Source organism: Streptomyces sp. NPDC045967 (assembly GCF_056430495.1).
Genome location: NZ_JBWKLE010000024.1, coordinates 59,597 through 73,113, shown reverse-complemented (window position 1 = coordinate 73,113; position 13,517 = coordinate 59,597). Strand labels below are relative to the sequence as shown.

At 74.7% G+C, this 13,517-nt stretch carries 7 protein-coding genes; all 7 read right to left on the bottom strand.

Annotated elements, in window-relative coordinates; all coding sequences use genetic code 11:
* Positions 1 to 8: 8 nt before the first annotated feature.
* Positions 9 to 1,145, bottom strand: coding sequence for a winged helix DNA-binding domain-containing protein (locus AC07FY_RS30220; protein ID WP_479012675.1), 1,137 nt, complete (start codon positions 1,143 to 1,145; stop codon positions 9 to 11).
* A gap of 100 nt (positions 1,146 to 1,245) precedes the next feature.
* On the bottom strand, positions 1,246 to 2,568 hold the full coding sequence (locus AC07FY_RS30215) for a M1 family metallopeptidase (protein WP_479012672.1): 1,323 nt from the start codon (positions 2,566 to 2,568) through the stop codon (positions 1,246 to 1,248).
* 22 nt (positions 2,569 to 2,590) lie between these two features.
* A complete protein-coding gene (locus AC07FY_RS30210) occupies positions 2,591 to 6,532 on the bottom strand; it encodes a Pls/PosA family non-ribosomal peptide synthetase (protein WP_479012669.1) in 3,942 nt (1,313 codons plus the stop codon).
* Positions 6,533 to 6,719: 187 nt separating this feature from the next.
* Positions 6,720 to 9,659 (bottom strand): NHLP bacteriocin export ABC transporter permease/ATPase subunit, encoded by a 2,940-nt coding sequence (locus AC07FY_RS30205; protein WP_479012666.1) that lies wholly within the window; start codon positions 9,657 to 9,659, stop codon positions 6,720 to 6,722.
* Between the two features lies 1 nt (position 9,660).
* Positions 9,661 to 11,973 carry an NHLP family bacteriocin export ABC transporter peptidase/permease/ATPase subunit gene (locus tag AC07FY_RS30200; RefSeq protein ID WP_479012663.1) on the bottom strand — a complete coding sequence of 771 codons (2,313 nt, stop codon included), beginning with the start codon at positions 11,971 to 11,973 and terminating at the stop codon, positions 9,661 to 9,663.
* Positions 11,970 to 12,776, bottom strand: a complete 807-nt coding sequence (locus tag AC07FY_RS30195) for a hypothetical protein (RefSeq protein WP_479012660.1) — start codon at positions 12,774 to 12,776, stop codon at positions 11,970 to 11,972. The genes AC07FY_RS30200 and AC07FY_RS30195 overlap by 4 nt, the downstream gene beginning before the upstream one ends.
* Positions 12,777 to 12,993: 217 nt before the next feature.
* On the bottom strand, positions 12,994 to 13,233 hold the full coding sequence (locus AC07FY_RS30190; protein WP_479012657.1) for a hypothetical protein: 240 nt from the start codon (positions 13,231 to 13,233) through the stop codon (positions 12,994 to 12,996).
* Positions 13,234 to 13,517: the final 284 nt, after the last annotated feature.

Genomic DNA, 13,517 nt, shown 5'->3' with positions numbered 1-13,517 from the left:
AGCGCTTGTCAGCCGTGGATTGACGCGAAGCGGACGGAGACCTTGCCGGGGTCTCGGCGTCCGTCGGAACCGCCGGGTCCGCCGGGTTCCCCGAGCGCGGCGACCATCGCTTCGCCCTCGGCGGCGATCTCCTCCCGGCGCGCCGCGGAGGTCTCCTCGAAGAGCTGGACGGTGAGGGTGTTCCCGTCCTGCTTCCAGAGACCGGCGAGGAATCCGTCGACGAGCAGGGTCCGGTGGGCCTGGTTGCCGCTCCAGGTACGGCCCTTGGCCTCGGGTGCGATCACGCGGGTGCGGTCGGCGTGGGAGAGCAGCAGGTTGTCGAACTCGGGCAGGAAGCGGGGCGGGGCCGGGGTGCCGCCGTCCGGGCGGGGCGCGTCGGGCAGGTCGAAGAGCTCGACGCCGCCCGGGTCCTGGAAGACGGCGAGCCCGGGACGCAGCCGTTCGAAGGCCTCCCGCAACCGGGTCAGCCCCGCCCACACCTGCATGTCCTTCACGGAGGCGGGACCGAAGGCCGCGAGGTAGCGCAGCACCACCTCGTCCACGGGCCGCGCCGCCGCGGCGGGCCGCCCGAGCCAGTTCTCCACGGTGGTGAGCCGGACCTGCCCGCTGCGGCCCCAGACGCCCCGGGGCGTGACCTGGACCAGCGGCAGCCGGCACCGGGCGGCGACGGAGAGGGACTGCGGATCGGCTTCGGGCCATTCCTTGAGCAGTTCCTCGCGGAGCTCGGCCATGGTGCGCGGCGCGCTGTCGACGAAGGCCCGCGCGAGCTCGGAGAGCCGGTCCAGATCGACCCCGGCGAGTCCCTTGCGGAACTGGTGCACCTCGCGGTCGCGGGCGGGCTGGACCAGGGGCCGCAGGGACAGGGCGTCTGCGGCGGTGTGCGTGTGGATCGTCGACCGCAGGGTGACCATCCGGACCACCTGCCGCGACTCCATCAGCCCGGCCAGCTCACCGGGACGGAAGCCGGCCAGGCGGGCATGGAGCTGGAAGTAGGGGGGCTTCACGTTCTGCGCCTGCAGCCCGAGGAGGTGCCCGACGGCGTCCAGCGCGGACATCTCGGCACGACTGAGCAGAAGCTGACGGGCGAGCGTGGCACGGTTGAGCTCACGCGCGCCGAGCACGGGGTGCGATGTCCTGAGGGCCATACCGGCAACCTAACCCCCGTTGCGGACACCTACGGTCCTCAACTCCCCTCTTGCGCGGGAAGCGTCAGCACGCGCACTACCCCATCAGGCGTCACAGCGCTCAGGCGGGCAGTGGTGGCAGGGACGGCTCGTGCAGCCACGTGGTGAAGAGGGTGTCCAGGGGGGTGGTCGTGTAGCGGGACGCGTGGGTGGTGAAGGTGGCCGTGGTGGCCACGCCGTGGCGGTGCGCGCCGGTCCATTCGCGCAGCATGCGGAAGAAGGCGGTGTCGCCCAGGGCCCGGCGGACCGCGTGTACGGCCAGGCCGCCGCGCTGGTAGAGGCGGTCGTCGAACATCAGCTTGCGGCCCGGGTCGGACAGCCTCAGGTCCTGCGGCTGCGTGGCCAGCAGCCGGTGCGCGGCGGCGGCCAGTTCGTGCGCGGTGCGGCCGCCGGAGCGTTCCGACCAGAGCCATTCGGCGTACTTCGCGAAGCCCTCGTTCAGCCAGATGTGCCGCCAGTCGGCGATGGTCACGCTGTTGCCGAACCACTGGTGCGCCAGTTCGTGGGCGATGAGCCGCTCCGACCCGCGGGCGCCGTCCACGTGGTTGACGCCGAACAGGGACAGGCCCTGGGCCTCCACGGGGACGTCGAGTTCCTCGTCGGCGACGACCACCGCGTACTCGCCGAAGGGGTAGGGTCCGAACAGTTCCTCGAACAGCCGCATCATGGCGGGCTGGCGGGCGAAGTCGCGGGAGAACTCGGGCAGCAGGTGCGTCGGCACGTGGGCGCTCTGCGGGACGCCGGCGGGGCCCGGGTCGGCCAGCAGCACCGTCTGGTACATGCCGATGGACAGCCCGACCAGGTAGCTGGGGGTCGGCGCGGACTGCTCGTACACCCACGTGGTGGTGCTGGCCTTGGTGGTGCGGGTGAGCAGGCGGCCGCCCGCGGCCACCGTGTACGCGGACGGGGTGTTCACGGAGATCAGGTACGAGGCCTTGTCGGCGGGCCGGTCGTTGCACGGGTACCAGGACGGCGCGCCGACGGGCTGGCTGGCCACCAGCGCGCCGTCGGTCAGCTCCTCCCAGCCGATGCCGCCCCAGGGGCTGCGCACCGGCTTGGGGTTGCCGGCCCAGTGCACCTCGACGGTGAAGGCGGCGCCGGCGGGCAGGGGCTTGGCCGGGCGGATGCGGAGCCGGCCGCCCCGGTGCGTGTAGTGCGGGGCCCGGCCGTCGACCAGGACCCGGCCTATCTTGAACTCGGCCAGGTTCAGGTGGAATTCGCCGAGCGGCGCCCGCCCGGCGATGGCGCTGAGCCGGGCCGTGCCGGCCAGCCGGTTGGGCCCGGGCCGGTAGTCCAGGGCGAGTTCGTACCGGTGCACGCGGTAGCGGGGGTCGCCATTGGCCGGGAAGTACGGGTCCGCTGCCGCTGTGTGCTGGCCGTTCACTGCCGCTTCCGTTCTGGCCCCGTCAGGACCGCCACGCCTCGATCGGATTGCCCAGCCAGCGGGAGTCGGCGGGCACGGATTCCCCGGCCATCACCAGCGAGGCGGGACCCAGGGTGCTGCGTGCCCCGACGGTGCTCCCGGGCAGGACGATTCCGCCCGGGCCCAGGGTGGCGCCCTCACGGAGGACCACAGTATCCGTCCGCAAGATCCGGTCGTGGAAGAGGTGCGTCTGCAACACGCATCCTCGGTTCACGCTGACCGCGTCGCCCAGCTCCACCAGGTCCGTTTCCGGCAGCCAGTAGCTCTCGCACCACACGCCGCGGCCGATCCGGGCACCCAGCGCGCGCAGCCACAGGGCCATCAGCGGTGTCCCGGGCACCGATCCGGCGAGCCACGGCACGGCCAGTACCTCGACGAAGGTGTCGGCCAGTTCGTTGCGCCAGACGAAACCGCTCCACAGCGGGTGCTCGCCGGTCCGGTGACGGCCCACCAGGAGCCACTTCGCGGCGACCGCGATCAGGCACGCGGCCGCGCCGGCCGTGAGCAGGACCGCCCCCGACAGCAGGGCGGCCACCGGGGCCCCCACGCCGTCCGCCGTGGCCGGCGCGCAGAGCGCGGCGGCCGTCAGTACGGCCAGCGCGGCCGAGCAGAAGACGGGGGCGAGCCGGCACAGCTCCACCAGTCCGCGCGCCCACAGCAGCCGGCGCGGCGGGTCGTAGGTCCGGCTCTGGTCGGCGGCGGCCGCGGAGCGCGGCAGCCTGACCGGCGGCAGGCCCAGGTAGGAACGGCCCTTCTTGGCCTTCTTCGGCGTGGCGGACAGCACCCCGACCAGGCCGCCGTCGGGGACGCTGCGGCCCGGCGCGGTCATGCCCGAGTTGCCGAGGAAGGCCCGGCGGCCGATTTCGGAGGGCCCGATCCGCATCCAGCCGCCGCCCAGTTCGTAGGGGGCGGTCAGGGTGTCGTCGGCGAGGAACGCGCCCTCCCCGACGGTGGTGAGGCTCGGCAGGGCCAGCACGGTGGACACCTCCGCGCCCCGGCCGATCTTCATGCCGAGCAGCCGCAGCCACACCGGCGTGATCAAGCCGGCGTACAGCGGGAAGAGCGTCTCGCGGGCCGCGTCCATCAGCCGGGTCACGGTCCATGCCTGCCAGCCGATCCTGCTGTGCGTCGGATGGTCGCCGGTGCGCAGGCCGAGACTGAGCAGGCGTACCGAGGCCAGCAGGAGCAGTGCGTACGCGCAGCCGTACACGAGCGCTCCGGGCACCACGGCCAGCAGTGCTCCGCGCAGGGCGGCGCCGAGCCCGGCGTCGGAGGGGACGAACAGGCCGGCCACGAGCAGGGCGGGCAGGGCGGCGAGTACGGGCAGGGCGGTCAGGCCGAATCCGGTCACCGCGTACATGGCCCGCCAGTGGACGGGGCGCGGCGGGCGCTGCGCGGGCCGGTCGTGCTTGGCCCTGCCGAGCTTGCCGGCGGGCGCTCCGGCCCAGCGCTGGCCGGTCGGGACCTGCCCGGACACGGCGGAGCCGGGGGCCACCTCGGCCCGCTTGCCGACCCGGGCACCGGGGAAGAGCAGGCTGCGGGTGCCGACGACGGCGCCGGCCCCCACCCTGACAGGGCCGATCTCCAGCCGGTCCCCGTCCAGCCAGTGGCCGCAGAGGTCGACCTCGGCCTCCACGGCGCAGCCGCGGCCGAGCTTGAGCATGCCGGTGACCGGCGGCAGGGAGTGCAGGTCGACCTCGGGGCCGATCCGGGCACCCAGCGCGCGCCCGTAGCGCTCCAGCCAGGGGCCCGTGAGCGAGGTCGCGCCGGAGAACTCGGCGAGCCGCTCGGCCGTCCACAGCCGCAGGTGGACGCCGCCGCCGCGCGGGTGGCGTCCCGGCGTCACCCCGCGCAGCAGCAGGCGGGCGCCGCCCGCCGCGATGGCGATGCGGCCGGGCGGGCTGTAGAGCAGTGCCGCGCCCGCGGCGACGAGCCACCAGGAGGCGGTGGGCGCCCACGGGTAGGGCCCGAACCGGTGCAGGACGTTGCCCAGGGCCAGCAGCGCCACCGTCCGGCGCAGGCCGACCAGGGTGAACAGGGGCAGCAGGAGGAGCGACTGGATCACTTGGGCGCGCAGCGGGACGGGCTCGACGGTGCGGGCCGCGCCGTCGTCGCGTACGGACTTCTCCAGCCGCCGGGCCAGCTTGCGCAGGGTGGGCTGCTGGTAGATGTCGAGGACGGCCGCGTGCGGGTAGCGGGCGCGCAGCCGGGTGGTGAGCTGGGCGGCGGCGAGGCTGTTGCCCCCGATGGCGAAGAAGTCGTCGGCGGGGCCGGCGACGGCCACGCCGAGGGTCTCGGTCCACTGCTCGGCGAGCCATGCCTCGGTGCCGTAGAGCTGCTCGGCGGGGCCGGCGGTCTCCAGGTCGGGCAGGGGCCAGGGCAGGGCGTCGCGGTCGACCTTGCCCGAGGTGCGGGTCGGCAGCTCCGCGACCGGCGCCAGGAGCGGTACGAGGGCGGCGGGGAGTTCGGCGCGCAGCCGCCGGGTGGCCTCCGCCCGGTCCCAGCCCTCCTGGGTGACCAGGTAGCCGACGAGGAGCTGGTTGCCGCTGCGCGCGGTGCGTACGGCGGACGCGGCGCCGGCCACATGGGGCAGGGACTGGAGCGCGGCGTCGACCTCGCCGAGCTCGATGCGCCGGCCACCGAGCTTGATCTGCTCGTCGCCCCGGCCGAGGAAGACCAGCCCTTCCGGTTCGGCGCGGACGAGGTCGCCGCTGCGGTAGGCGCGCTGCCAGCCGAGCGCTTCCAGCGGGGCGTACTTCTCGGCGTCCTTCCCGGGGTCGAGGTAGCGGGCGAGGCCGACGCCGCCGATGACCAGCTGGCCGCTGCCGCCCATCGGGACCGGCTCACCGGACTCGTCGACCACCGCGAGGTCCCAGCCGTTCAGCGGGAGGCCGATCCGGACCGGCTCCTCACCGGTCAGCAGCGAGGCGCAGGCGACGACGGTGGCCTCGGTGGGGCCGTACGTGTTCCAGACCTCGCGGCCTTCGGTGACCAGGCGCCCCGCGAGCTCGGGCGGGCACGCCTCACCGCCGAAGATCAGCAGCCGGACCTCGGCCAGGGCCTCGGGCTCCCAGAGCGCGGCCAGGGTCGGCACCGTGGAGACCACGGTGATCTCCTGCTCCACCAGCCAGGGGCCGAGGTCGGCGCCGCCGCGCACCTGGGAGCGGGGCACGGGGACCAGGCAGGCGCCGTGGCGCCAGGCCAGCCACATCTCCTCGCAGGAGGCGTCGAAGGCGACGGAGAGGCCGGCCATGACCCGGTCGCCCGGCCCGATCGGCTCCTCGGCGAGGAAGAGCGCGGCCTCGGCGTCCACGAAGGCGGCGGCGCTGCGGTGGCTGACGGCGACGCCCTTGGGCTTGCCGGTGGAGCCGGAGGTGAAGATGACCCAGGCGTCGTCTCCGGGGCCGGGCCGGACCGCGGGGGCTCCCTGGGCCCCGGGGGCGGGGGCCGCAGCCGGGGCTCCGGTGACGTCGATGCGCCGTCCCGCGCCCAGCACCGCCCGCACCGCGGCCTCGCCGAAGACGAGCGCCGCGCGTTCGTCCGGGTCCTCCGCGTCGACCGGCACGTAGGCGGCGCCCGAGGCGAGCACGGCGAGGACCGCCACGTACAGCTCGTTCGTCCCGGACGGCACGCGGACGCCGACCCGGTCACCGAGCCCCACCCCGGCCGCCGCCAGGGCCCGCCGCCCGCGCTCGACCTCGGCGGCCAGCGCCCGGTACGTCAGCCGGGTGGCGCCGTCGTCCAGGGCCGGCTCGTCGGGGTACGCCCGTACGGACGCCTCGAAGACGTCCAGGAGGGTGCGCGGCGGGGCCGCGGGCCCGGCGGTGAACCGGGCGGATTTGCCGGGCTCCTCGAGTGGTCGCGCATCGGACCCCGACCCGTCGTCGAGCAGGGTGCTGTCGCCGCGCTCCGGTGTGGCTGCCATCGGCCCTCGCGTCTCGTTCCCGGGAGGGTCCCGGGTCGCCGGCGGAGCCCGGGAGGTGCCCGGGTTGTTCCGGTGCGGCGCCGAACAACCCGCCATTGTAGGCGGCGTCGAGAGTTTTCGCGTCGAAGCCTCGGGCGTGGCCGGGCAGGATCACCTGCCCCGACCTCCCTTCCCGCCCGCCCCCGGTTCAGCTCAGCTGCCGCCGCACCAGCTCGTGGAACAGGCCCGTGGGGTCGGCGAGGAGGTCCGCCGGGCGGCCCTCCTGCACGACGCGGCCGTCCGCCAGGGCGATCACCCGGTCCGCGTCCATGATCGTGGAGAGCCGGTGGGCGATCACGACGCGGGTGGCGCGCAGCGCCCGGGTGGACTCGATCACCACGCGCTGCGCCTCGTTGTCGAGGGCGCTGGTGGCCTCGTCGAAGAACAGGATCCGCGGCTTGCGGATCAGGGCCTGCGCGATCATCAGCCGCTGGCGCTGGCCGCCCGAGACGGTGCCGCCGCCGTCGGAGAGCATCGTGTGCATGCCCATGGGCATGGCCTTGATGTCCTCGGCCAGCCCGGCCATCGCGGCGGCCTCCCATGCCTCCTCCGGGGAGAACGTCCCGGCGCCGCGGATGCAGTCCAGGATCGAGCCGGTGAAAGGCTGCGCGTTCTGCAGCACGACGCCGCACTGGCGGCGCACGGCCGCCGGGTCGAGCGCCGCCAGGTCCTGGCCGTCGTACAGGACGCTGCCGGTGGCGGGCTTGTCGAAGCCGATGAGCAGCCGCAGCAGGGTCGACTTGCCGCAGCCGCTGGCCCCGACGACGGCGACGAACTCCCCCGGCCGCACCCGGAAGTCGATGCCGTCGAGGACGAGCGGGCCGTCCTCGGTGTAGCGGAAGGACAGGTTCTTCGCTTCGAGCGCGCCGGTCAGCGCGCCCGGCCGGATGCCCGCGCGGCCCGCTTCGACGGGCGCCTCGAGCAGCGGCTGGACCTGCTCGAACATCGGCAGCACCGCGGCGACCGAGAGGAGCGCTCCGGTCAGCTGGGTGACCGAGGACATCAGCAGGGTCACGGCGGTGCTGAAGGTGAGGAACTCGGCGGCGGTCATGCTGCCGCGGGCCGGCCCGGCCAGCAGCGCGAACATCACCAGCGTGCACAGCGGCAGGTACACGGCGCCCAGCACGGTGGTCACGTTCTGGATCCGGCCGATGCGCTGGTGCAGCTCCCTGGTACGGGCGAACTCCCGGGCCCAGGCGGCGTAGGCGAAGCTCTCGGCCGCGGCGACGCGCAGTTTGGGCAGGCCGCGCAGGGTCTGGAACGCCTGGTTGTCGAGCCGGTTGCCGAGCTCGACCAGCCGCCGCTGGTAGCGCAGCTGCCACAGTCCCAGGCCCAGGAAGACCGCCGCCGCGACGGCGAGCACGGCCAGCGCCGCCATCGCCAGCGGCACGCTGTAGAGGAGCAGCAGGACCAGGTTCGTCGCGGCGACCGCGAGCGCCTGGACGCAGACCGCGCCGGTCCCGGAGACCACGCCGCGGATGGCGCTGATCCCGCCGGCCGCCGCCGCCAGTTCGCCGGTGGAGCGGCCGGTGAAGAACGTGGCCGGCAGCCGCAGCAGCCTGTCCCAGACCGCCGGCTGCACCGTGGCCTCGAGGCGGCCCTCCAGGCGCAGGACGGACAGGTTCTGCAGCAGCATGAACGCGGCCGCGACGACGGCGGCCGCGATCAGGGCGAGCGCCGTCTGCGCGATGAGGCCGGTCTGGGCCTGCGGGACGTACCGGCCGAGCACCCGGCCGGTGGCGACGGGCACCAGGGCGCCCAGGAGTACGGCGACCAGCCCGCCCAGGGCCATGGCGCGCAGTTCCGGTCCCGTGCCGCGCAGGGCGAAGCGGAGGAGGGCGACCGGGCCGACCCGCCCGTCGGGCAGGGGCCGGTAGAACATGACGGCGCGCGGTTCGAGGGCCGCCGCACCGGCTCGGTCGAGGCGTTCGCGCCGGCCGGTGGCCGGGTCGAGCGCCACGTAGCGGCCGCGCCGCCACAGCAGGGCGACCGGGGCGCCGTCCTCCTCCCGGCGGCCCACCAGGGGCCCGGAGTTCTCGCGCCACCAGCGCCCGGCGAGGCGGACCGCGCGGGTGCGCACGCGGGAGGCGAGCGCGATGCGTTCGACGGGGTCGGCGCGCTCGTCGTCCGCGCCCGGCCCGTCCGGTTCGGACAGCACGATGCGGGCCTCGCGGGCCACCAGGCGGCACACGGCGAGGGTCGTGTCGGCGCCCGCGCCCCGGTGGCGGGCGGTGCGGGCGCCGCCGCTGCCGATGGCGGCCAGCAAGGTCCGGTCGGCCTGGGTGCGGGCCGCCCGGCCGGCCTCGACGCCCGCCGCCATCCGGTCCTCCTGGGCGCGTTCGAGCTCCTGGATCGAGCGGTCCAGTGCGTACAGCAGCCGGTACTGCTGGTCGACCATGCCCTGCCACATCGCCGGGTCGAGCAGGAGGGTGCCGGGCGCGCCGTGCTCGTACACGGCCCCGTACCGCACGCCGCCCGGCGTGACCCGCATCCACAGGATGTCCTCGTCGGCCGCGTCCTGCCGGGTGTCGGCGCCGCCGGCCGGCGCCGCCTGGTAGAGCGCGCGCAGGCCGCGGCCGATGCCGCGGGCGAAGGCGTCCTCGAGGGGGCTGGGGTGCGCCGCCGGCGCACCGTACTCCCCGTGGCCGGCCCACCCGTGCGGGGAGGGCGCGCCGTGGTCCGGGGCGGGCAGTTCGCGCAGCTCGACGCGGCGCAGCAGGCACCCGTGCAGGGGTCGGGCGACAAGCGTGTGCTCGGGCCCGCCGACGGGCCCCTGCAGCAGGGTGCCCTCGCCCAGGCGGCCGAGGAAGTGCCAGTGCCCGGCCTGCTCCGCGTCCACGGCGAAGAGGTCCAGCTCGCCGTGGACGACGAGCCACAGCACCAGGGGGCCTTCCAGGGACAGGCTGCGCAGGCCCGTGCAGTCGACGGGCGAGCCCAGGTGGCCCAGGGCCGCGACGACCGGGTCGCAGGGTGCGCCGGAGCCCGGTGCGGCCGGTGGGGTGCCCGGCGTGCCCTGCGGGGTGCCCGGTGCGGCCGGTGGGCCGCCCCAGGGTGCGGCCGGGGTCGACGGCCCGTGCGCGTACGGCATGTCAGTGCTCCTTGATCAGGGCCGCGTACCGGCCCCCCGCGGCGAGCAGGTCCTCGTGCCGGCCGCGCTCGACCACGGTGCCCCGGTCGAGGACGACGATCTCGTCGCTGTCGCGCACGGTGCTCAGCCGGTGGGCGATGACCACGCAGGCGCAGCCGCGGCGCCTCAGGTTGTCGATGACCGTCCGCTCGGTCACCGCGTCCAGCGCGCTGGTCACCTCGTCGAGGACCATGACGGCGGGGCGCCGCACCAGCGCGCGGGCGATCTCCAGCCGCTGGCGCTGGCCGCCGGAGAAGTTGCGGCCGTCCTGTTCGACGCGGCTGTGGATGCCGCCCGGGCGGCGGGCGACCACCTCGTGGACGGCGGCGTCCCGCAGGGCGTCGATGACGGCTTCGTCGGGGATGCTGGGGTCCCACAGCGTGACGTTGTCACGGACGGTCCCCTCGAAGAGGAACACGTCCTGGTCGACGAAGGAGACGGAGGCGGCGAGCGCGCCGCGCGGGATGTCCTCCAGCCGCATCCCGTCGATGCGGATGGCGCCCCGCCAGGGGGTGTGCAGGCCGGACAGCAGCCGTGACACGGTCGACTTGCCGCTGCCGGAGCCGCCCACGAGCGCCACCTGCTGCCCGGGGCCCACCGTGAGCGAGAAGTCCTCGAGCAGCGGGGCGTCCAGCGGGCTGTAGCCGAAGGTGACGCGGTCCAGTTCCACGTGGCCCTTGAGCCGGCGGGTGCCGGCGGCGGGCTCGCGGCGGGAGAAGACCGGGTCGACGGGGAAGTTCTCGACGTCCTTGAGGCGGGCGACGTCGGCCGCGAAGTCCTGGATCCGCCCGGCGACTCCGCCCAGCCGTGAGATCGGTGCGGTGAAACCGGTCACCAGGGCCTGGAAGGCGACGAGCAGGCCGACGGAGAGGTGCCCCTCCACCGCCCGCAGACCTCCGATCAGCAGGATCAGCGCGCTGTTGAGGGCCGCGAGGGTCGGCGCGACGATCGCCAGCCACGCGCCGGGCACGCCGAGCCGCTGCTGGACGTCGAGGGTGAGCGCGTGCTGTCCGGCCCAGCGGCGGAAGAAGCCGTCCTCCCCGCCGGTCGCCTTCATCGTCTCGATGAGCTGGAGCCCGCCGTAGGAGGTGCTGGTCAGCCGGGCGCTCTCGGCGCGCAGCTTGCGGGTGCCGGTGGCCCGGATCCGGATCACCAGGCGCAGGGCCGCCACGTTGAGCAGGGCGATGAGTACGCCGACGAGGGTGAGCTGGGGGTCGTAGGACCAGAGCAGCACGGCGTACAGCAGGACCACCACGGCGTCCACGCCGGCGGCGGCCAGGTCCCGGGCGAGGGTCTCGGCGACCGCGTCGTTGGACCGCAGCCGTTGCACCAGGTCGGCCGGACTGCGCTGGGAGTAGAAGGTGACCGGGAGGCGCAGCAGGTGCCGCAGGAAGCGTGCGCTGCCCAGGGTGGAGGAGATGATCCGGCCGCGCAGCAGGTTGGCCTGCTGCAGCCCGGTGAGCACGGCGGTGAGCACCAGGGTGACCGCCATGGCCGCGAACAGCACGCCGAGCGCCGAGGTCTGCTCGCCGATGAGGAACATGTCGATGTACGTGCGGCTGAGCGCCGGGACCGAGGCTCCGACGGCCACCAGCAGGAGGCTGGAGACGACGGCGGCGGCCATGGTGCCCGAGGTGCCGCGCAGCCGGGCCGGGACGGCGCCCAGCACCCCGGGCCTGCGGCCGCCGCGGCGGAAGCCCTCGCCGGGTTCGAAGGTGAGCACGACCCCGGTGAAGCTGGTGTCGAACTCCTCCATGGGCACGAACCGGCGGCCCTTGGCGGGGTCGTTGACGTAGACGCCCCGGCGGCCGAAGCGGCGGCCCGTGCCGTCGTAGACGACGTAGTGGTTGAACTCCCAGAAGAGCACGGCCGGGGCGCGTACCTCGGCGAGCGCGGCCAGGTCCATCTGCATGCCCTTGGCACTGAGCCCGTAGCCGCGGGCCGCCTTGAGGAGGTTGCTGGCGCGCGAGCCGTCGCGGGAGACGCCGCAGCCGATGCGCAGCTCCTCCAGGGGGACGTGGCGGCCGTGGTGGGCGAGCACCATGGCCAGGGCGGCGGCTCCGCACTCCACGGCCTCCATCTGGAGCACGGTGGGGGTGCGGACCGGCCTCGGCGTCCGCCCGCCGGTGGCCTTGCGCGCCCTGGGCGCCTTGCGGCTCGCCGGCGCCTTGCGGCCCGAGGCGGCCGTGCGGTCCGCGGGCGCGTCGTGGTCCGCGGGTGCGGGGGCGGACCTGCGGCGGGAGGGTTTCGGGGCGGCCCGGTGCGGTGCGGTCACGGCAGCAGCCAGTCGACGGGGCGCTGCGCGGCGAGGTGGACGGCGCCGGTGACGGGGGTGGCGGATTCGACGGCGTACGGGGGCCCGTCCGTGGAGGACCAGCGGTAGCCGGACGCGGTGGCGGTGGAGCGCTCCAGCTCCACCAGGACCGCGACCGGGTTGCCCTGCCGGGCGAACCGTTCGGCCAGGCCCTTGTCCCCGAGGAAGCCGCCGATCTGCGCGGGTGTCTGGGGCGTGCGCCCGACCGCGGTGACGCGACCGCGCAGGACGCCGAACTTCCGCTGGGGGACGGACTGGACGGTGAGGTCGACGGAGGCGCCCACGGCGATCGACGCGCCGCCGGACCCCGGCACGTACAGCACGGCCACCAGGGGCTCGTCCGGGTCCTTCACGTGCTCCAGGGTCGCCACGTCGGCGCCGGTGGTGACGACCGAGCCCACCCGGGCGGCCAGTGCCGTCAGCCGGCCGCCGCTGACCGCGCGCACCGGCCGGTCGCCCTGCTCCGTGCGGACGGTGAGCAGGGGGGCGCCGGCGGGCAGCAGCCGGCCCTCCTCGGCGAGGACCCCGGTCACCTGGCCCGCGACGGGGCTCTGGAGCACGTAGCTGCCCTCGGCGCGGGTGAGGACGCCGGGCGCGCTGAGGTGGGAGGACACGGTGCCGGTCACGGCCCAGAAGGCCGCCGCGGCCATGACGAGGACGGTGACGGCCAGGACGAGCCTGCCCTGCGGGCGGGCGAAGCGTACGGGGAGGTCGAGTTCCTCGGGTGATTGCAGCCTGGAAAGGGCCTTCTGGCGAAACTGCACGACCATTCCTTCAACTGCTCTGGTCCGGTGGCGCCGGATCAGTCGTTATTCGTTCGGCCCGCATTTCGCCCCGGCCGCTATTCGGTCGGCATAGGGGTCCGGTCGCATGCGTGCGGCGGGAGATCGCGCCGCGGACGCGTTCGCCGGGCCGCGCGCGGGCGCCCCCGCAGGAACCCCGGAGCCGTGGGGGACGCTCCGGGGTCCGTGCGGTACCGGCTCAGATACCCGCGCGGCCGAGGTTCACGGAGACACCGGTGACGCCGGAGACCAGCCCGGGGACGCCCGCGACGAGACCCTGCGCGGCCTGGACGGTGTCGAGCGAGCCCACGAGACCCACCACGCTGTTGACGTCACCGGTCACGGCGCCGGCCAGGCCGCCGGAGATGCTGATGACACCGCCGGAGACGGCGTCCAGCTCGGTGTCGTCGATCTCACGGGTCTCGATGTTGTCACGCATGATGCGCACCTTTCGATTGCAGGGGGAACTCGGCCGCATTCCTTCCGGCGGCCGCAGCGGGCTCGATGAAAGCACGCGAACGGGCGGCCGGGCCAATCCCGTTGACGCCCTTTCACCGGCCGGGAAGTTCCCTTTACGGCGGGTGTGACGCTTCGTTCACCGAATGGTCACAGCTTCTTTGCGAGATCGGGTAACGGAAATCGGAGCGATGGAGTCCGCCGAGCCGATATCGGGCGAACCCCCATCAACCGCATGGGACATGTGCGACATCCCGCCCACCGGTG

Bases quoted from the DNA above. Each gene is read 5' to 3' on its own strand.
- AC07FY_RS30190 (WP_479012657.1), bottom strand. From the start codon at position 13,233: ATGCGTGACAACATCGAGACCCGTGAGATCGACGACACCGAGCTGGAC.
- AC07FY_RS30220 (WP_479012675.1), bottom strand. From the start codon at position 1,145: ATGGCCCTCAGGACATCGCACCCCGTGCTCGGCGCGCGTGAGCTCAAC.
- AC07FY_RS30210 (WP_479012669.1), bottom strand. From the start codon at position 6,532: ATGGCAGCCACACCGGAGCGCGGCGACAGCACCCTGCTCGACGACGGG.
- AC07FY_RS30205 (WP_479012666.1), bottom strand. From the start codon at position 9,659: ATGCCGTACGCGCACGGGCCGTCGACCCCGGCCGCACCCTGGGGCGGC.